Here is a 20,852-nt window from a genome sequence, read left to right as displayed (position 1 = left end):
TGAATAAGAAAAGAGGTCTATCATGCAATTACGCAAAGTGAAAATCGTAGGAACCGGTAAATATTTACCGAAGCGTGCAGTAACCGATGAAGAATTGGATCAGAAGTTAGGAGTACAAGCAGGTTGGACGCACAAAGCGACAGGTGTGGGCACCAGATATTATGTGAGTGAAGGTGAGACAGCTTCGATGATGGGCGCACAAGCGGCGCAAGATGCTTTGGATGCAGCAGGTCTTACATTTGCAGATATGGATTGTCTCGTATGTACAAGTGGAACCAAAGAACAGCCATTACCAAGCACAGCGGTATTTATCCAGCAAGCGATGGGACAAGAAGAGTCAGGTGTGCCTGCTTTTGATATTGATGCGACCTGCTTAAGCTTTTTGGTCGGCTTGGATACGATGTCTTATCTGGTAGCCGCAGGACGATATCGGTATGTTCTTTTGGTAGCTACAGAGATTGCATCGGCAGGGCTTAATTGGGAAAATAAAGAAAGTGCAGCTTTATTCGGAGATGGAGCAGCCGCTGTGATTATTGGTGCATCTGCGCCAGAAGAGTCTGCTCGAATTATACATACTTCGCTTCAAACCTATAGTAAAGGCGCACGTTATTCCGAAATTCAAGGTGGAGGTACACGATTGCCTGCTCATTTGCAAAAAGATCTAGCAGAATCTTTTTTATTTTTTATGGATGGACAGAAAATCTTCCGCATGGCTTCCCGATTATTACCTGACTTTATTGATCAATTGTTAGAGCAATCTCATACCAAAATGGAAGATTTCAAATTGGTTATTCCTCATCAGGGTAGTGCTATGGCAATGCGCCTGATACGCAAAAAGTTAGGCATTAGCAAACAACAATTTCTCGATATCACTCTTAATCATGGGAATACGATAGCTGCCTCTATTCCGATGGGCATTCATGAAGCGATTATACAAGGAAGAATGGAACGTGGCGATCGCATTCTATTAATGGGAACAGCGGCAGGATTATCATTAGGAGGAATGGTGCTTGAGTACTGAGCCAGTCACACCGCAACGGATATTGATTACAGGTGGACGTGCTCCTGTAGCACTTGAGTGGGCTCGCCTTTTGCATCGTAACGGTCATTATGTCTATGTGACTGAAAGTAGTAGGTATCATCTGTGCCGTGTATCGAGTGCTGTGGTGGAGAGCTTTCAAGTGCCACCGCCCCGCCAACAACCGCAATTATATCTGTCTGCATTAGAGCAATTGATCATAGAGCATCAGATCGATCTTTTGCTACCGACATGTGAAGAGATTTTTTATATTGCGCAAGGTCTGGAACGATTGCAAAGGGTTTGTCGAGTGCTTACACCTTCGCTCTCTACACTGCATACTCTGCATCACAAAGGAAAATTTATTGAACAAGTGATAATCAATAATCAAGCCGCTCCGATCACTTTCTCGGTAGCAGAGCCTTCAACAGACTCTTATGATTATTCGGTGCCTGATGCAGAAGGTCATACATTTGTGCGGAAACCGATTTATTCTAGATTTGCATCGCGAGTGATTATGCCGTGGGAAATCAGACGTATTATAGCTTCAAAAAAGCAAAAGACTACAGCAAATACAATAATAACAACAGAAACAACAGTAATGAATAAACAATATGAATCATCAGCTTGGATTGCTCAGCAATATATTAAAGGGAAAGCTATCTGTACCTATAGTCTTGTACATAAAGGTATCGTGATCGCTCATGCTACGTATACAAGTAACTATAGAACATCACGTACAGGAGCGAGTGTATATTTTGAAGCTATAGAGCATAATAAAGCGTACGAGTGGGTATGCCAATTTGTTCAAGGGATACCTGTAGAGGATCAACATCCATCTAATACTGCTTTTTGTGGACAGATTAGTTTTGATTTTATTGAAGAAGATTCGACAGGCATTCTATATCCGATTGAATGTAATCCACGAACGACCAGTGGGATTCATCTTTTTCAACACCAAGATACAATGATTCAAGCATTGCTAGATCCTGAGTCAATAGCGCAAAGTGGTCAAGTAATTATGCCAGCCGTAGGAATAGCTAGAGTATTGACGTTACCGATGTGGATAGCAGGCATCAAATACAACCGTGATTGGCAAGCTTGGAAAAACTGGTGGAACGGTCTACACCAAGCGACAGATGTGGTATATCAGGCAGACGATCGCAAGCCATTTTGGGAGCAATTTCGATTAGTCGCTCAAGCGTTGCGAACTTGTCGTACAGAGCGTATTTCACTGACTGAAGCATTAACCCATGATATCGAATGGAATGGAAAGGAGAGCTTATGACCAGAGCATTAATTACCGGGGCGACAGGATTTTTGGGTGGACATCTAGCCAGACGATTAGTCGCACTAGGCTGGGATGTTCATGGAACAGGGCGAGATGAAAGCCGTGGACAAGCATTAGAACGTATTGGCGTACAGATGAATTATTATGATCTAGGAGATGCAGAGCAAGCGATACAAGCTTGTAAAGGACAAGATATCGTTTTTCATTGTGCTGCATTGTCTTCGCCGTGGGGCAAATATCAACAATTTTATCAAAGCAATGTAAAAGCCACTCAACATATTGTTGATGGTTGTATTCGGCATGATGTCCAGCGATTGATTCATGTGTCTACACCCAGTATTTATTTTGATGGCAAAGCTCACTACGGGATTCGAGAATCCGATCCTTTACCTCGTAAGTCAGTCAATCATTATGCGGCAACCAAATTATTAGCTGAACAGATTGTATTGCAAGCTTATAAAAAGCAAGGTTTAGCTTCGATTATGATTCGTCCCCGTGCGATTTTTGGACCGATGGATCAGACGTTATTTCCACGGTTATTAGAAGCCAATCGTCAATCTGGTGTGCCACTATTACAAGGGGGGCGTGCGCCGATAGATCTGACCTATGTAGATAATGTTGTCGATGCAATGTTACTAGGTGTAAAAGCACCACAGACAGCGCTTGGACAGGCGTACAATATATCCAATAGTGAACCGATTGCGTTTGTCGAATTGTTGTCGCGTTTATTTGAACGCTTAGATATACCTTTACATACTCGAAATGTACCTTATTCGGTAGCCCATCTGATCGCAGGAGGAATGGAAGCTGTGTATCGTCTATTCCCAGCGCTAGGCGAGCCTCCATTGACTCGTTATAGTGTAGGGTCGATTGCGGTACCTCATACACTGGATATCTCGTTAGCACAGCAACAATTAGGTTATATGCCTCGTATCAGTGTCGATCAAGGGTTAGAGCGATTTGCAGATTGGTGGTGTACTCAATGATCACTTCATCAGCAGTGCGATTATGGATCGGAGCAGCTGGATATTGTACTCATCCTGAATTTTTGACATTACGAGGTGGTTCGCTACGAGCGGTGTCATTTCCAGCAGGGTTTGCTTGTATTCAGCATCCTCAGCACGGGTATATTTTATTTGATACTGGATATAGTGCGCGCTTTTTTGAAGAAACAGCCACGTTACCACAATCGTTGTACCGTTATATTACACCGGTGATCTATCAGGAAGAGAACTCGGTCATTTCGCAATTGGAACAGCAAGGCATTATGACAGATCAGATTAAGTATGTGATCTTATCGCATTTTCATGGAGATCATATTGCTGGAGCAAAAGACTTTCCGCAAGCGACGTTTATATATCTTTCCGAATCGTATCAAGCGGTCAAGGATTTGAGTTCGATCCGAGCAGTCAAAGCAGGATTTCTAGCAGGTTTATTGCCGGATGATCTCACTGAGCGCTCGCGAGTGTTGCATCGATCAGATTCTCAACCGTTAACCTCATTGCTATATAGTCATCTTGTACATGATGTATCCCGAGACAACGATCTGATTACACAAGAATTTCCGTGGAAAACGGGGTACGATATATTGGGAGATGGAAGTCTGATCGCTATTGAATTGTCTGGTCATGCAGAAGGGATGATCGGACTATTGGTATCGACAGCCATTGATGATTATTTGTTATGTGCAGATACCGTATGGTCTAGTATCGCTTTTACTGAGAATCGTCCGCCTCATTTTCTGGCAGGTATGATTATGTCAGATCGTCAGCAATATAGGCTTAATCTCCAAAAATTACGTCAGTTGCACCTCTCATCTCCATCGATTCGGATCGTGCCTAGTCATTGTAAACAGGCATTACAGCAGTGGGGAGGACGATGGTTGTGAAAAGATTAAGCGAACTCACCAATACGATGCGTATCCTTTATCATTATGTATGTACTCGTTATCGTAAAGGTTGGAATAGTCGAGCAGAGCTTGAGCAATGGCAAGAAAAGAAAATTATCAAGCATGTGCGTTATATACGGCAACAATCACCTTTTTATCAGCAATTGTGGCAAGGGATAACTGATGATCAGTGGCGTGACTTTCCGTTGATAGATAAGTCGATAATGATGGAGCATTTTGATCAATTGAATACGCTGGGTATTACCAAAAGAGAAGCGATGGATATTGCCGATCAAGCAGAGCAGACACGAGATTTTGAACCTACTTTGCAAGGAGTGACTATTGGGTTGTCTTCGGGTACATCGGGTAATCGAGGGTTATTTCTAGTGAGTCCCCAAGAACAAGCACAATGGACAGGGACCGTGCTTGCCAAGTTGTTACCCGGTGGTATTCGGCAACCTGAGAAGATTGCGTTCTTTTTGAGAGCGAATAGTAATCTGTATGAATCGGTACAAAAAGGAAAACTGCAATTTTGTTATTTCGATCTATTGTTACCGATCACAGCGCATATTGAGCAGCTTGAACGATACCGTCCGAGTCTATTGATTGCGCCTGCTTCCATGTTGCGTTTATTAGCAGAGCAGCAATCATCAGGCTTATTAACGATAGAGCCACGCAAAATCATTTCGGTGGCAGAAGTACTAGATCCTTTGGATCGTCAATATATTGAATCTGTTTTTATGCAAAAAGTACATCAGGTGTATCAGTGTACAGAAGGTTTCCTCGGAGCCACGTGCGAATATGGTAATCTGCATCTGAACGAAGATATTGTACATATTGAGAAAGAAATGCTGGATCAGCAAAGCAGACGGTTTGTACCAATTATTACGGACTTCTCGCGGGTATCTCAACCGATTATACGGTATCGTTTAAATGATATTCTGACCGAAGCCGCAGTGCCTTGTCCTTGTGGATCACCGATGCTTACTATCGAACAGATTGAAGGACGATGCGACGATATTCTTTATGTCACTCATCAGACGACAGCAGAAAAAGTACCGCTATTCCCCGATCTGATCACCAGAGCGATTATAGGAGCTTCCGCAGATATTGAACATTATCGTGTGATCCAGTATCAGATCAACCAACTGGAAATCAGTTATCGTCTTACTGGAAAAACAGATCATATAGCACATGATCAAGCTGTCGAAGCGCAAATCATCCATCGTATCCAGCATATCTGCGATACTTTACAAGCAGTTATGCCAGCGATTACCTTTACAGCATATGAGTTCACGCCCGGAATCATAAAGTTACGGCGAGTCGAACGAAAGTGGACGTTGTGAGTCAGTAGATAAGTAGCTCTATAGCTATTTTCAATATCGAAATGAAATAGGATCATTCTAAAATAAAGTAGTATATTCAGGCATAAAGTAGATAAAGGAGGATCTTATGTCCAACCAAGTAGAAGCGTCATTGGAACGCAAACGTATCGCTTTGGTGACAGGCACATCAAGTGGATTTGGATTGTTGATTGCGGTCTTATTAGCAGAAAAAGGAATTACTGTTATTGCTACAATGCGAGATTTGACACGCAACGTAGAACTGGCACGTATCGCTGAGCAAAAAGGAATCACTGACCGTATTCATTATATCCAGCTGGATGTGACCGATTCTTTATCTATTCAGATTGCAGTCACAACTATCCAACAGCAGTATGGAAATATAGACATTCTTATCAATAATGCAGGGTATGCTGTAGGTGGATTTATCGAACATGTACCGATGGAGACATGGCGAGCACAACTAGAAACGAATGTGTTTGGACTGATAGCAATGACTCAAGCGGTTCTTCCGATGATGCGTGAGCAAAAGCAGGGCTATATTATTAATATGAGTAGTGTAAGCGGGCTATCTGCTTTTCCCGGATATGCACCGTATGCCACTTCCAAATTCGCAATCGAAGGATTTAGTGAAAGCTTGCGTCATGAGGTGGCTGAATTTAATATCAAAGTAGTATTAGTAGAACCCGGTTCATACCGGACATCAATCTGGGAAAAAGGTCTAGCTGATATCCATACAGCACCTCATTCACCTTATCAATCTCGCTTAGAAGCAGTATTGCGTTATTCTCGTAAATCCGCGGCATCCGCTCCTGATCCGCAAGAAGTCGCTGATCTTGTCGGGAAAATTGTAGATAAGCGTTCTCCAAAGTTACGCTATGCTATTGGAGAAGGTTCTCACATCATGATCTGGGCACGCAAACTATTACCCTGGCGTGTGCTCGAATGGGTGATCGGTCGAGCGTTGAAGTCTTAAAAAGGATATGGAAATGTATTTACGTATAGTATTGAAAGATTGAGTTGTTCTGACGTATGATTTAAATATAAAGCAATGATGATAAAAATGCAGTGAGCGATTATTTTGTCGAATCCGCTGGATGCCTTGTGTAATAAGGGATTGAAGCGTTTTTAGACAAGTGTCTATTTTCCTTATTGGAGGTTCAATGCAAAACGTAAAAAACAGAGGGGACAAAACGTTGATGTACTGCGGGTTTAGAGGTGTAAAAGTTCGGAGTTTTATATGAACGTAGTGGGATTTAAAGTACAGGCGTGGTCTGATATCGACCTTTTGTGTACGTTTTATATGAACGTAGTGGGATTTAAAGGATGTATCTACAGACTGAATACTAAGTTTGTAGTCTTTGAGTTTTATATGAACGTAGTGGGATTTAAAGGTTGAATTACCTTCCGGTATTTCTGGAGGAACGTGCAGGTTTTATATGAACGTAGTGGGATTTAAAGTCTCGTTGTCAATTCTAAAGGTACAAAAGAATTGATCTCAGTTTTATATGAACGTATTGGGATTTAAACATGACTACATTATTCGCATCGGATTCACTAAAATCAGTTTTATATGAAAGAGGAGATATTATGGCGCTGCATGTACCTAATCATATTACTGAGCAACTACGTATTTTTTTGCGAGAAAATGGTATTGATTCTTCTCGAATGGTGATAGATATTGATTCTAGTATGATTGCTGAACGAAATGAGCATATTGGACCAGCTAAAGAAGATTTAGAATTAGCTCAACAAATAAGCCGCGATATGTCTTTAATGGAGGAGCGTATTACTAAAATATACTTGTTTGGTAGCAAAGCCAAAGGAATCAGTCATGCTAAAAGCGACTTTGATTTCTACGTCGAATATCTTGGTAATGGTATAGAAGAAGACGAATACGATATCCTATATGCTTCTTTAGTAACGATAGCCTTAAAGTATATTCCTGATGCAAAATTTGATATTGTATTAGGTACCATTGGACAATATGATGGACAAACTTTTATGAATTCGATAGAAAGAGAAGGTATTCAATTATATGGTTGCGAAGCTTATGGTGTAACGCTAGCTAAATATAATACATTGGGACGATATCCTGATGACAATAGACATTTTAGCCATAGAGATCATGCTAGCGCTGAAAGAGCACTAACTCATATTAGAAACGAAATGATACGTATTTCGCTTGACCAGAGAGTTGAATTTCTAGGTTACGATTATATTGATTATAATTCTTCTCGAAATGACACTCGTTTGTAAAAGGCAGAAAATGACTGATTTTGATATTCAAAATTATAGACAATCAGAGAATCTACCGAATCAATATTTATTCTAAAAAGTGTATACTCCACAAATGCAGTAAGAGCACTTAATACATAACAAAAGCCCAATTCATCTTCTCAAAAGAGAATGAATTGGGCTTTTAAAGTCATAGCTATTTCGTATGTTATTTACTATTCGCATCCTTAGCAGTAGACGATGATGTATCCGAAGGACTGTTAGACAATTCATCATTCAGTAACGGTTCATTATTAACGTCTTCTTCTTCCGCTAGATTCAGGCTACTTAAGAAATCTGAGACTTTGCGTAAATATTCTCGTGGATGTTCACGGAATTCCAGTTCATGATGAGCGCCTTGGATCACCCAGCTTCCTGAATCGGGATTGGTCTGATTGGCTGCAAGTTGCTCTGCTATCTGGTAAGGAGCTTTATCATCGTTTGTCCCATGAATAAAGAAAATAGGAAATGGATAATCTTCCTTTTTCACCTGTTGATATGGAATCTGATTCAAGCTTGTTCCGTTAACAATAGGTAATAGAAATTCCAGAATTTCCAGCGATGGATGTCGTGGAAGATCCAACTGTTGCTGGATATTATAGTAGAGTGTATCCGGTTCTAACAAGAAGGTACTGTCCAAAATCATCGCAGTCACATCTTTTGTTTTGAGACCTGCTTGTAGAGCTGTACCTGCTCCCATCGAGAATCCCCAGACGACAATTTCTTGAGAACCTTTTTGTTTGGCAAGTTGAATCGCTCCAAGTAATTGTTGAGATTCTTTTTTACCACCTGTGGCGACTTCTTTGTTTGTTTTAGCGGCGAATCCATAATCAAACATAATCACATTAAAATTAAGCTTATGCGCATAATGAGCGAGATCGTACATCGGAATCCATGTTTCTTCTCGATTTGCACCATATCCGTGGCTAAACACAATCGTTTTGGACGATTTCTGTTCCGCTGGAATATACCAACCTTGCATCATCCGGCTGTCATCCGCTGCCGGGAATGTTACATCTTCGTAAGCCATTCCTTTTGCCTGCATTGGATTAGAGTAGACACTTGCTACTGTCGGATTAGACAGCACCCAAGCAATATAGGCATGCAGTGCCACAAAGCAAAACAGGAAAAAAAACACTATGGATAACACAAAAGCTACCACAACATGCTTTATTCGAATCTGTCTTGGTGAAACTACAGGAGGTGTCTCTTCTAGCTCAGACGAATGGGGCTTTGCATTTTTTTGCAAAGTACTGGACATCTTGCCCCTCCTAGAATTAAAAGTTTGTAGTTGTATCTCATCTTCATTGTTGCGTTAACCGATTTGATTCGACAATATCTACTTATGGTAAAAGTCTAGTTCAGCAAAGTCAATGTTAGATGATCGTCTTCTTCCTTATTATCGACGTATTTCTCTTTACGATTAGAGCTAGCTTCGATATAATTTATGTAACCAAGTTTCATTGAGTGAAACTTACAAAAATAGACAGTATTCGTTGTAAACAGATTCAAATGCGGAGGCGACAACAATGGAAGATCGCAAGTTGACTGTACGAGCAGTAGAACGTGCGTTAGACATATTACTGTGTTTTACCCGAACGAGCGATCTTGGACTCACCGAGATTGCTACGGAAATTGGATTACACAAAAGTACGGTACATCGTTTATTAGCTACGTTAGAAGAAAAAGGCTTTGTCATTCGCAATAGCAGTACAGATAAATACCGTCTAGGGATCAAAATCTGGGAGTTATCGACTCACCTATCACAAAACGATGATCCTGCGTTGTTATTGCTTGCAGATATGGAAGAATTGCGTGAACAGCTGGGCGAAACGATCAGCCTGTATTTGCGAGATGGAGACGAGCGCTTACGGATTCAAGCAGTGCAAAGTAATCAGGCGGTACGACGTGTTGCACCAGTAGGAGCACGGTTGCCTTTGACAGTAGGAGCATCCAGTAAAGTGTTAGTCGCTTTTTCCAGTAGTGAACAGCAAGAAGAACTGTTAAATAGTCCAGATTGGCCGCTTACCGTAGATGTTGAGCATTATCGTCAACAGCTTGCAGAAGTGCAGCGTAACGGGTATTCAACCAGTTATGAAGAGCGTGAACCGGGAGCCGCAGCGGTTGCTGTACCGATTTTTGATCGAACAGGAGCATTACGAGCTTCGCTATCTCTTTCAGGGCCTGTCAGTCGATTGTCGATGGATAAACTGCATGAATATGCGCCAGTATTGATTCAAGCGGCGCAAGAGATGGGCTTTAAACTGCGTTGATAGTTAATAATGCTACGATTACTCTGATAATTGCGTGACTATATAGTAACAAGATAGATAAAGTAGAGTTCATCATCATAAAGGCAATATAACGAACAGCGAATCTCCTAAGCGTTAGGAAGTTCGCTGTTTTTGTATACCAAAAAAGGCTCCCGATTAAGGAAGCCTTTTTTTGGTAATGTATACTTTGAAAAGCGAAACGAAGGATAAATTATACCGTTTCACCTTTATTAGTGTTTTGCATCATTTGACGAAGTACAGTTTGCAAGATACCACTGTTATGGTAGTAATCGACATCAACAGCACTATCCAGACGAGCTGTTACTTGGAATTCAAATGTTGTACCGTCTTCACGAGTACCTTTGACCGTAACTTGTTCACCTGGTTTAACATCGTTGCTCAAACCAATGATATCAAAAGTCTCAGTACCTTTAAGTCCCATACTGCTCCAACCGTAACCTTCTTGGAATTGTAGTGGCAATACGCCCATACCTACCAAGTTACTACGGTGAATACGTTCAAAGCTTTCAGCGATAACAGCTTTAACGCCTAGCAAGAATGTACCTTTAGCAGCCCAGTCACGGGAACTACCTGTACCATATTCTTTACCTGCGATAACGATCAAGTTCTGACCTTCTTCTTGATAACGCATCGATGCATCATAGATCGACATGACTTCATTGGTAGGAAGGTAAGTAGTTACGCCACCTTCTGTACCTGGAGCCACCTGATTACGAATACGGATATTTGCGAACGTACCGCGCATCATCACTTGGTGATTACCACGACGGGAACCATAAGAGTTGAAATCTTTGCGCTCTACACCGTTTTCTTTCAAGTATTCGCCTGCTGGTGAAGAAGGAGAAATATTACCTGCTGGTGAGATATGATCGGTTGTTACCGAATCGCCAAGTAGTGCAAGCACGCGTGCGCTACGAATATCTTCGATATCTTTCATACCATCAGCCAGTTTTTCAAAGAATGGCGGATTTTGGATATAAGTTGATTTGTCATCCCACTCATACAATTCGCCTTCTGGTACAGGAATTTCATTCCAACGTTTGTTCGCTGTAAATACATGCTCATAACGGCTACGGAACATTTCTGGAGAAATGGATAAGCCGATCGCATCGCGAATTTCTTTCGCTGTAGGCCAGATATCTTTCAAGTATACAGCTTCACCTGTAGGATCATAACCGATAGGATCGTTTTGTAGATCGATATCAACTGTTCCTGCAAGAGCATAAGCCACAACCAGTGGAGGAGATGCTAGATAGTTCATTTTCACCTGAGCATGAATCCGTCCTTCAAAGTTACGGTTACCTGACAATACAGAAGCAACTGTTAGATCGTTATCTGCAATCGCTTGTCCTACTTCGTCTGGCAATGGACCGGAGTTACCGATACATGTTGCACAACCGTAGCCTGCAAGATAGAAACCAAGAGCTTCTAAATCTTTGTCTACGCCTGCTTTTGCCAGATATTCAGTAACGATCAAGGAACCTGGAGTTAAGCTTGTTTTTACATAACTAGGCACTTTCAATCCACGAGCTACTGCTTTTTGTGCAAGTAATCCAGCACCAAGCATAACGCTAGGGTTAGATGTATTCGTACAACTGGTGATTGCTGCAATAACAACTGCACCAGCACCCATTTGAGTTGTTTTACCGTTTGGATGACTCACTGTGATTTTCTCAGCGATCTTCTCATCAGACAATCCGTAACCGCCTGCTTCTACAGGAGTACGAACAGCACTACGGTAGCTAGATTGCATATTAGTCAATTCGATGCGATCCTGTGGACGTTTAGGTCCTGCAAGACTTGGTACAACAGAAGCTAGATCCAATTCAATCGTATCTGAGAATACTGGATCAGGTGTTTCGGCTGTGCGGAACATGTTTTGTGCTTTGTAATATGCTTCAACCAATTCTACTTGCTCATCAGCACGTCCTGTGTTGCGAAGATAGAACAAAGTCTCATCATCAACAGGGAAGAAACCAATAGTAGCACCGTACTCAGGAGCCATGTTAGCTACAGTTGCACGGTCAGCAAGACTGATATTGCTTAGACCTGGACCGTAGAATTCTACGAATTTACCAACAACGCCTTTTTTACGAAGCATTTGAGTAACAGTAAGCGCCAAATCTGTTGCTGTTGCGCCTTCGCTCAAGCTACCTGTTAATTTGAAACCAACTACTTCAGGCATAACGAAGTATAGCGGTTGTCCAAGCATACCTGCTTCAGCTTCAATACCACCAACACCCCAACCAACAACACCTAGACCGTTGATCATTGTAGTATGTGAATCTGTACCCACTAGGGAATCAGGGAATACTTGCAATTCGCCATCAACAGTACGCGTTGCTGCTACAGAAGCAAGATACTCTAAGTTTACTTGGTGAACAATACCTGTAGCTGGTGGAACAGCACGGAAGTTATCAAATGCTGTTTGTGCCCAACGCAAGAAGCGGTAACGCTCTTCATTACGTTCAAATTCAATATTCATATTATATTCAAGTGCATCAGGCGTACCGAATGCGTCTACCATAACGGAGTGGTCAATAACAAGGTCAACCGGTACTAGCGGATTGATCTGTTTAGGGTCGCCACCTGATTTTTTAACAAAATCACGCATAGCGGCTAAATCAACAACTACAGGTACACCGGTGAAATCCTGAAGTACGATACGTGCAGGAATAAATGGAATCTCTTTCTCTTCGCGACCTTCACTCCAGTTCGCAAGTTGCTTCACATGCTCTTCAGTAATCGCACGTCCATCATATTGACGAACAGCGGCTTCAAGTAGCACACGAATAGAGAAAGGAAGTTTGGAAATGTGTTCATAACCTTTTTCAGCTAAAGCATTAAGGCTGTAATAACGGTAAGACTGGTCTCTCACTTTCAGTTCTCGGCCAACAGAAAATGAATCTTTTGGTGACATAGATGCCCCTCCTCAAATAAAATACGGCTTACTTTTTGGATTTTGCGTTACAGGGAAAAATCCTCAACATTTTGGCAAATGATCTTCAAACGCTTGCTGGATAAAATTAGAAATGAAAACGGTTCAATTCATTACTATTCTATACTATTAAGCAACTAAAATCGAATTATTCAAAATGGAGAACGATAAAAATGTTTATAGTTTCACACAGTGAAACACAATTTCAAAAAGTAATTCTTGTATTAAGTATACCGTTTACATGGGAGGTAGTAAAGATGTTTTTGGAAGAAATTTGTTAAGATGACAATCTTGAAAATGACTTGATGTAACTGGACTAATTAAGCCGAAAATATCATATCAGGTGCAAATATAGCTATGAATATAGATAACAAAAATGAGATCACTCATATAAACATATTGAGTTACTTTATACGATCATTTTACTTCTATATAGTTATATTTTTATTTTAAATACCTTTATGAAAAAGGATTAAAATAAATTATATACTTCTTTTAAATTATACTCATTAGTCGCTCTATTAGATTAATGCCATATTCATCACCTAATTGAATAATTACAATTAAAACAAATATTGTAATTTAATACGTTTGGTGATAATTTACAGGGGACAGTCGGAAGACAGCTTATTTTCAAAATAGCAGAGGAGGAATAATATGTTGTTGAGAAAAAGCTTGATGGTGGTATTGGCAATGATGTTGGTTGTTGTAACGATAGGGGTATCGAAATCATCTGCTGCTACCGGATTTTATGTAAGCGGTACCAAATTGTATGATTCAACAGGCAAGCCTTTTGTGATGAGAGGGGTCAATCATTCTCACACCTGGTTTAAAAACGATCTGAATGCTGCTATTCCAGCCATCGCCAAAACAGGTGCCAATACAGTACGTATTGTATTATCCGATGGAACACAGTACACCAAAGATGATATCAACTCAGTTAAAAATATTCTGGCTTTGGTCAATCAATATAAAATGATCGCTGTTTTGGAAGTGCATGATGCGACAGGTAGTGATGATGTAGCCAAATTAAATAATGCTGTGAACTACTGGATCAGTATCAAAGATGCGCTAGTCGGCAAAGAAGATCGAGTCATTATCAATATTGCCAACGAATGGTACGGTTCATGGAATAGTGAAGGTTGGGCGAATGGCTACAAGCAAGCTATTCCTAAATTAAGAAATGCTGGACTCAATCATACACTCATCGTTGATGCTGCTGGTTGGGGACAATATCCACAATCCATCGTAGATTATGGACAAGCCGTATTGGCAGCCGATTCTAAAAAGAATACGGTATTCTCGATCCATATGTATCAATATGCAGGTAAAGACGATGCAACAGTCAAAGCAAATATGGAAAATGTACTCAATAAAGGTCTGGCTCTAATCATCGGTGAATTTGGTGGATACCATCAAGGTGAAGATGTGGATGAGTATGCCATTATGAAATACGGTCAACAAAAAGGAGTCGGTTGGTTAGCATGGTCATGGTACGGTAATAGCTCTGATCTATCTTACCTTGATCTGAACAATGGACCCGCAGGTAGCTTAACAAGTGCTGGTAATGTAGTTGTTAATGATCCGAATGGTATCAAAGCGACTTCGAAAAAAGCTGGAATTTATCAATAAAACGATATGTAATAGCGAATCACAAGAAGGCAACTGGATCGTCCAGTTGCCTTTTTTGTTGATTTTGTATTGGGTAATATAAGGAAGACATTTATAATAGTACGAAACAAGATTTAGAAATGATTTAGCTAGAGGATAATAGAGGAGATGAGCAGAGATGAGAGATTGTCAGAATTTAGATGAGGTAAGGGAACGTATCGATCAATTGGATCAACACATCATTCAATTGTTAAGTGAACGGAGTCAGTATGTAAGGCAAGCAGCCGCTTTTAAAAAAGATAAAGATGCTGTAAAAGCACCCGCAAGAGTTGAATCAGTGATCCATAAAGTTCGTCAGCTGGCTGTAGAACACGCATTAAATCCATCGATTGCAGAAAAGGTCTACCGAGCAATGATTGCCGGTTTTATTGAAGATGAACTACAAGAACATGAGCGAATCAATCCAAGTAATAGATAAGCATACAAAGTTTTTTTGCAGTGTTTTTCTACAAGCTTTATACTGAATACAGGTTATATAATAACGATCATTTACAATAGCATTTATTCACATGCTTTCATATGTACAATGACTAACGGGGGTTCTGAAATGACAGCAACAAAATTAACAGTAGGTTTGATTTACGGTGGTAAATCTGGAGAACACGAAGTTTCTTTACAGACTGGATTTTCTGTTTTAAATGCGATTGATTATAACAAATATAATGTAGTGCCTATCTATATCGATCCACAAGGACGCTGGAATATGGGCGAAGTGTATCATGGTGCGCCTAGCCAATTGAGTGATTTACAGATCGATGGTGGTGCAGAAGCCACTTCACAAGCGATGAGCATCCTTTGGAAAAAATTAAGCGGCCAAACTAGCGAAATCGATGTATTGTTCCCACTCCTCCATGGTACATATGGTGAAGATGGTACTATTCAAGGTCTTTTTGAAATGATGGATATGCCTTATGTTGGTGCAGGCGTAATTGCTTCTGCAACAGGTATGGATAAAGCGATTATGAAAAAGCTATTCGCTCAAGCTCATTTACCACAGTGTAAATACGAAACGTTTATTGCAAAAGAGTGGGAAACGCAACAATATGACATTTTGACAACGATCGAAACCAATCTTGGCTACCCGTGCTTCGTCAAACCAGCTAACCTCGGATCAAGTGTAGGTATTTCCAAAGCTAAAGACCGTAATGAACTGGAAAAAGCAGTTGACTATGCTTTACGTTACGATCTTAAAGTGATCGTCGAAGAAGCTGTAGATGGACGTGAAATTGAAGTCGGCGTACTCGGTAACGAATTGCCACAAGCTTCTGTTCCCGGCGAAGTCGTATCCACTAGCGATTACTATGACTACGATGCTAAATACATCGACGGTACATCCAAAATGGTCATCCCTGCTGAAATCGACAGCGAACTTGCCGAAAACCTACGTGAATTCGCTATCCGTGCATTCCGTGCTATCGACGGAAACGGTCTATGTCGTGCCGACTTCTTTGTTCGCCGTAGCGATGGCGAAATCTTTATCAACGAAGTCAACACCATGCCAGGATTCACTGCTTTTAGCATGTATCCACTACTATGGCGCGAAACCGGTACAGCCTATCCAGACCTATTGGATCAACTGATCACACTAGGTATAGATCGCTATAACCAACGCCATGAACTGAAATACGGAAGAGAATAGTAAGCAACCATCAATGATTCTAAAATAAACTAAATTCATCCCATCTCTAAGGTTTTTTTAAGGTATTAAATGTACTAAACCGCGTGGAAAAAGTGTAGGTACCTCTAGCGGAGGGGATAGAATGTTCTGAAAGAGCTACAAGCTTTCATTGAAAGCTACTTCGGAAGCTTAAATGCGACGGCAATAACATCCTATCCCCGAAGCGTCCGTACCTCACCTCAACCACCGCCCACTCGAAAGGAGCAATGACCATGGGATTTCAAACCGAATTTAACTCCGTATGTAAGTTCAAAAACGAACAAGAACTACTCGAACTGCTTGAATACGGCAAAGGCAAAATGCTCAAAAGCGGATTTCGCGTCTATCCAACTGGACAAAAAGTAATCGCCTATACACCCAAAAACGTAGCGATTGCCATCGTCAAAATCACAGCGTCTATCGCTGAAATCAACTTCCAAGGTCGTGAAGTCACCGCCGTAGAACTTGAATTGGTTCGCAAATTAACAGAAGAAGAAGCAAGAGTACAAACCGATCTTGCACATGAAATGTTTTTCGGAGAGCAAGAATAGGTTTAATCATACACATACAGAATCATACTAGATCGAATGCTTTTCTTCTGTATACACCTTGGACATCACACTAGAGGAGGCACTTGAACCCTATGATTGTACGATTCGGATATGTGGCGATGTCACTAGAAATCGCAGATTCTTCACCTTCCAAAACAATGACAATGGCAAGATTCAGCAAACTGCCTGATCGTGAAGCAGGCTTGCGTTTGTTAGAACAAATTGCTACGACTAACTTACACAATACCTTACGTTTGTTACGCCATAATGTAGCTGAAGGTATTCAGATGTACCGTTTTTCATCCAAGTTAATTCCGCTTGCGACCCATACTGATTTGCACGATTGGAATCCGTTTGAAGCGTTGGCAGAACCTTTTGCAGAGATCGGAGACTATGTGCGTAAGCATAATCTGCGAGTATCGTTTCATCCAGATCATTATACGGTACTTAGTACGCCAAGACCGGAAGTACTGATCTCTTCGATTCGTGATCTGCAATACCATGTGAATATGCTCAAAGCCATGGGACTGGATGCTCGTTCAAAGAACAATATCCATATTGGCGGAGCTTATGGAGACAAGCCTACATCGGCAGCACGATTTGTAGAACATTTTGGTCGCTTGAGTGCAGAGATTCAGTGCCGTCTCACGCTAGAAAATGATGACAAAACCTATACCACAGGCGAGACGCTTGCAGTAGCCCAGCAGACCGGTCTGCCGATGGTGCTCGATATTCATCATCATATGGTCAATTGTCATGGAGAGCCAGCTTCCGATTGGTGGGAAGAAGTAGCCAAAACATGGGATTCTCCATTAGCACGTACTGATGTGCCTGATGGTATACACTTACCACCCAAAATTCATGCGTCTAGTCCCAAAAGCGATACCGATCGTCGAAGTCATGCAGATGGTGTAGAAGCAGGCCCTTTACTGGATTTTCTCAGAGTCGCTGCACGCACTTCTTCTCATCTGGATGTCATGCTTGAAGCGAAGCATAAAGACCATGCACTATTTCAATTAATGCGTGACTTGACAAAGTACGAAAATGACGGAGTACGGATCATAGATGGTGGAAGTATAGAAGTGTTGTCGTGATATAATGTAGGTAGATGTAGATTCCAGAAATCAGGGGGAATGAAATGATGGAAGAACAACAAAAAGTACCTTATGTAGTCAGTGGAAAAAGTAAAGTAGCTGTAGCTATTAATGCGGCGTCCAAAACAGGCGAATGGATCAAAAGCAAGCTAGGTGACTATAAACAATTAAATACTAAAGTCTCTTCACAAGATCTGGTCACTGAAGTCGATAAAGGCGCAGAACAGATGATTCGTAAGCTTATTCTAACCTACTGCCCGGATGATGAATTTTTGGGAGAAGAAAGTGTGGGCGCAGGCGCAGCAGCTTCAGCCAAAGCGATTGATGCAGTGAAAGATTCAGAATATGTATGGATCGTCGATCCAATTGATGGCACGACTAACTTTGTGCATGGTTTCCCATACTTTTGTGTATCGATTGCGCTTGCTCACAAAGGTGAAGTAATTATTGGTGTCATCTATGACCCTTCTCATGATGAACTGTTTGTAGCCGAAAAAGGTAAAGGTGCTTATGTGCATGGTAATCTGATGAAAGTTTCACAAGAAGCTACACTGGGCGAAAGCTTGGTGGCTACAGGTTTTCCAGCAGATCGAGGAGAATCGTTGCGCCTGAATATGAGTGGACTGAATGCGATTGTACCAAAAGTACGTAGTATTCGTAATGGAGGTTCAGCAGCATTACATTTAGCTTATGTTGCCGCAGGACGCTTAAGTGCTTACTGGGAAATTGGATTGAACGCATGGGATTTGGCGGCAGGTTCATTGTTAGTGACTGAATCAGGTGGTCAAATTGGAGATATTTCAGGAGATGATTACCATCTAGCTGTGCGCAATGTGTTAGCCACTAATGGTCATATTCATCAAGAATTAATGACTGAATTACACGATGCAGGGCTTCAACATATTCCGGCTCAAAAGTAATGATTTGAATCGGGATCATGTGGTATACAACGATTAACACCCCTACGATTTGGGGTAATATTATACTATCCAGCTTTATTACACATACCAAGTCCTTATGGCGAATCGATTATTATCGTTAAAGGAGTGACCAAGATGAGCTCATCTGAGAAATCAGCCGAAGAATTAGAACGCGAGCTAACCGAACGTTTAACAGAAGGCTTTATGCAAGAAGAAGACCGTGAGGTTAGAGAGCGACGTATGATTCCTTCGAAGTATGAGATTCGTATTCAGACTACACTTGATCCTATCGCTGAAGAAACGATGCAATATCGCAAAATGGCGAAAGAAATCGATGGACGTTATGATGAATACATGAACAAAATCAAGCGCCCAGAGTCAACAGATGATACTGAATCTCGTTGATCACATCATACAGGGTAAAGAGCTGTTATCTACCACCCTTTAGGGAAAATAGATAACAGCTTTTTTTGGTGTAAATAACAATCGAAGTTACTAGACAGAACCAGAGATAGAAAGGATGAAGCACGGAATGAAAAAGAATTATAAACAAATACTAGGTTTGATGGTGGTAATAATCAGTCTAGTCGGTAGTAGTGTAGGTCTAGGAGGAGCGCAAGTGGATGCCGCCACCTCAAGTCAGAATCCAGATGCCAAGCGTGCTTTTTCACATATGGTCTTTCTTGGCGATTCGATTACAGCAGGATATGAGCCAGGTGTGAAAGCTGCTAATTATGATGGATTTGCACCCCGAATCGCAGAACAAGGGTTATTCCGCAGTGCTGTACAATCTCAGAACCACAGCATCCTTGGATTAACCAGTACAGGACTTGATAATTATTTAAGCGAAGTCACCGCAGGATCAAAGATCACGACGAATGATATTCAAGCTAATTTGCCCGGAGCCGTCTATTCACTCAATACGATTCAGGCGAAAAAAGATATTGCTCAAGCGGATCTGATTACGGTTACGATTGGAGGCAACGATTTCCTGAACGCATTGGGTTCTCTGAATGAATTGCCACAAGATATTTCCAGTCTGAATCTGGATCAAGTCGGTACAAAGTACAAAATCAATATCGATCATATTATGAAGCAATTAACATCGCTCAATGCCAAAGCAGTCATTGTAGTTGCAGATCAATACCAACCTATGCCTGCTGAAGTAGGCACTCAATTATATGCAGGACTGAATACAGTGGCTAATCAATTTAGCCAGATTGTTGATCAGACTGTAAAGTCTTATGTCGCTCAAGGATATGATGTGCGTGTCGCTCATGTTTCTAAAGATTTTCCGGGCAAAGAGTTAGCTATGACTCATATTGCAGAGGGAGATATTCACCCGAATCAGACAGGGTACGATGCGATTGCTCATACTTTTGCACAAACGATCTGGGGAAGTAAAGGGGATAGGACTCCATTTATAAAAGGACAATCTGCTACATCAACAACTCCTGTGATTGTAACTAACGGGCAACCCCTTCAAACGGCATATGCTCCGCTGATTCGTAAAGGCAAAACCTATGTTACATTGCGAGATGTCACTACAGCTTTGGGTGCAACAGTCAACTGGTCGAATGCTACACAAACAGCAACCATCCAAAGTGGCAAAAACAAAATCAGTATTCCAGTAAATAGTAAACAAATCAAAGTAAATGGTGCTACTCAAACGATAGATAATAGTGCTTTTATACAAACGACTAAAGGAACGCAGAAAGTCTATGTGCCTTTAACTGTACTCACTCAAGCATTTGATTATAATGTACAATATGTAGCTCGCTGGAAAGCTGTCTTTATTAGATCATAATAGAATAAATAACATCGTATTTAGCAATCAAATAGAGAGGGTTCTTAGCAATAAGCCCTCTATACATAATAAGCAACTACTAACTTTAGAATAGCAATAGATA

The 20,852-nt window shown here is 41.1% G+C and carries 18 protein-coding genes and 1 CRISPR repeat array; of the genes, 16 read left to right on the top strand and 2 right to left on the bottom strand.

The window, feature by feature from the left end:
- The first annotated feature begins 22 nt into the window (after positions 1–22).
- The 7 genes from PTI45_RS20380 (at position 23) to PTI45_RS23950 (ending at position 7,799) form a co-directional block, all read left to right on the top strand.
- Positions 23–1,021 carry a beta-ketoacyl-ACP synthase III gene (locus PTI45_RS20380; RefSeq protein WP_069329423.1) on the top strand — a complete coding sequence of 333 codons (999 nt, stop codon included), beginning with the start codon at positions 23–25 and terminating at the stop codon, positions 1,019–1,021.
- Positions 1,011–2,306, top strand: coding sequence for an ATP-grasp domain-containing protein (locus PTI45_RS20375; protein WP_069329422.1), 1,296 nt, complete (start codon positions 1,011–1,013; stop codon positions 2,304–2,306). The genes PTI45_RS20380 and PTI45_RS20375 overlap by 11 nt, the downstream gene beginning before the upstream one ends.
- Positions 2,303–3,295 carry an NAD-dependent epimerase/dehydratase family protein gene (locus tag PTI45_RS20370; RefSeq protein ID WP_069329421.1) on the top strand — a complete coding sequence of 331 codons (993 nt, stop codon included), beginning with the start codon at positions 2,303–2,305 and terminating at the stop codon, positions 3,293–3,295. The genes PTI45_RS20375 and PTI45_RS20370 overlap by 4 nt, the downstream gene beginning before the upstream one ends.
- Positions 3,292–4,197 carry an MBL fold metallo-hydrolase gene (locus tag PTI45_RS20365; protein ID WP_069329420.1) on the top strand — a complete coding sequence of 302 codons (906 nt, stop codon included), beginning with the start codon at positions 3,292–3,294 and terminating at the stop codon, positions 4,195–4,197. The genes PTI45_RS20370 and PTI45_RS20365 overlap by 4 nt, the downstream gene beginning before the upstream one ends.
- The gene (locus PTI45_RS20360; protein WP_245703523.1) at positions 4,194–5,543 is read left to right on the top strand and encodes a F390 synthetase-related protein; all 1,350 of its coding nucleotides are present in this window, start codon (positions 4,194–4,196) and stop codon (positions 5,541–5,543) included. The genes PTI45_RS20365 and PTI45_RS20360 overlap by 4 nt, the downstream gene beginning before the upstream one ends.
- Before the next feature lie 106 nt (positions 5,544–5,649).
- On the top strand, positions 5,650–6,516 hold the full coding sequence (locus PTI45_RS20355; protein ID WP_069329418.1) for an SDR family oxidoreductase: 867 nt from the start codon (positions 5,650–5,652) through the stop codon (positions 6,514–6,516).
- A gap of 257 nt (positions 6,517–6,773) precedes the next feature.
- A CRISPR array of direct repeats spans positions 6,774–7,070; the repeat unit is 29 nt; unit sequence GTTTTATATGAACGTAGTGGGATTTAAAG.
- Positions 7,071–7,799, top strand: coding sequence for a nucleotidyltransferase domain-containing protein (locus tag PTI45_RS23950; protein ID WP_425415583.1), 729 nt, complete (start codon positions 7,071–7,073; stop codon positions 7,797–7,799).
- A 187-nt stretch (positions 7,800–7,986) separates the two neighbouring features.
- On the opposite strand, the gene PTI45_RS20345 is transcribed toward PTI45_RS23950, so the two are convergent.
- A complete protein-coding gene (locus PTI45_RS20345; RefSeq protein ID WP_139129299.1) occupies positions 7,987–9,078 on the bottom strand; it encodes an alpha/beta hydrolase in 1,092 nt (363 codons plus the stop codon).
- A 268-nt stretch (positions 9,079–9,346) separates the two neighbouring features.
- Between PTI45_RS20345 and PTI45_RS20340 the strand changes: the two genes are divergently transcribed.
- Positions 9,347–10,090, top strand: coding sequence for an IclR family transcriptional regulator (locus PTI45_RS20340; RefSeq protein ID WP_069329416.1), 744 nt, complete (start codon positions 9,347–9,349; stop codon positions 10,088–10,090).
- 211 nt (positions 10,091–10,301) lie between these two features.
- On the opposite strand, the gene acnA is transcribed toward PTI45_RS20340, so the two are convergent.
- Complete coding sequence (acnA, locus tag PTI45_RS20335) at positions 10,302–13,031, bottom strand: aconitate hydratase AcnA (RefSeq protein ID WP_069329415.1); 2,730 nt, start codon at positions 13,029–13,031, stop codon at positions 10,302–10,304.
- A 675-nt stretch (positions 13,032–13,706) separates the two neighbouring features.
- Here acnA and PTI45_RS20330 point away from each other — a divergent pair.
- From PTI45_RS20330 to PTI45_RS20295, 8 genes are all read left to right on the top strand, one after another.
- Complete coding sequence (locus tag PTI45_RS20330; RefSeq protein ID WP_069329414.1) at positions 13,707–14,681, top strand: glycoside hydrolase family 5 protein; 975 nt, start codon at positions 13,707–13,709, stop codon at positions 14,679–14,681.
- A 157-nt stretch (positions 14,682–14,838) separates the two neighbouring features.
- Positions 14,839–15,138, top strand: a complete 300-nt coding sequence (locus PTI45_RS20325) for a chorismate mutase (RefSeq protein ID WP_069329413.1) — start codon at positions 14,839–14,841, stop codon at positions 15,136–15,138.
- A gap of 129 nt (positions 15,139–15,267) precedes the next feature.
- Positions 15,268–16,359 (top strand): D-alanine--D-alanine ligase, encoded by a 1,092-nt coding sequence (locus PTI45_RS20320; protein ID WP_069329412.1) that lies wholly within the window; start codon positions 15,268–15,270, stop codon positions 16,357–16,359.
- 251 nt (positions 16,360–16,610) lie between these two features.
- Entirely contained in the window at positions 16,611–16,928 is a 318-nt protein-coding gene (locus PTI45_RS20315) for a hypothetical protein (protein ID WP_069329411.1), read from the top strand.
- Positions 16,929–17,020: 92 nt separating this feature from the next.
- Positions 17,021–18,022, top strand: coding sequence for a UV DNA damage repair endonuclease UvsE (uvsE, locus tag PTI45_RS20310; protein WP_069329410.1), 1,002 nt, complete (start codon positions 17,021–17,023; stop codon positions 18,020–18,022).
- Between the two features lie 47 nt (positions 18,023–18,069).
- Positions 18,070–18,942 (top strand): inositol monophosphatase family protein, encoded by an 873-nt coding sequence (locus tag PTI45_RS20305; RefSeq protein ID WP_083243679.1) that lies wholly within the window; start codon positions 18,070–18,072, stop codon positions 18,940–18,942.
- Positions 18,943–19,077: 135 nt separating this feature from the next.
- Positions 19,078–19,347 (top strand): hypothetical protein, encoded by a 270-nt coding sequence (locus PTI45_RS20300; RefSeq protein ID WP_069329408.1) that lies wholly within the window; start codon positions 19,078–19,080, stop codon positions 19,345–19,347.
- Between the two features lie 127 nt (positions 19,348–19,474).
- Positions 19,475–20,749, top strand: a complete 1,275-nt coding sequence (locus PTI45_RS20295) for a stalk domain-containing protein (protein ID WP_069329407.1) — start codon at positions 19,475–19,477, stop codon at positions 20,747–20,749.
- Positions 20,750–20,852 lie beyond the last annotated feature (103 nt).

The sequence above is a fragment of the Paenibacillus nuruki genome (genome assembly GCF_001721045.1).
In the GTDB taxonomy this organism is placed as follows: Bacteria; Bacillota; Bacilli; order Paenibacillales; family Paenibacillaceae; genus Saccharibacillus; species Saccharibacillus nuruki.
Note: the sequence above shows the minus strand (reverse complement) of the source record. Positions and strands in the feature narration are given on the sequence as shown.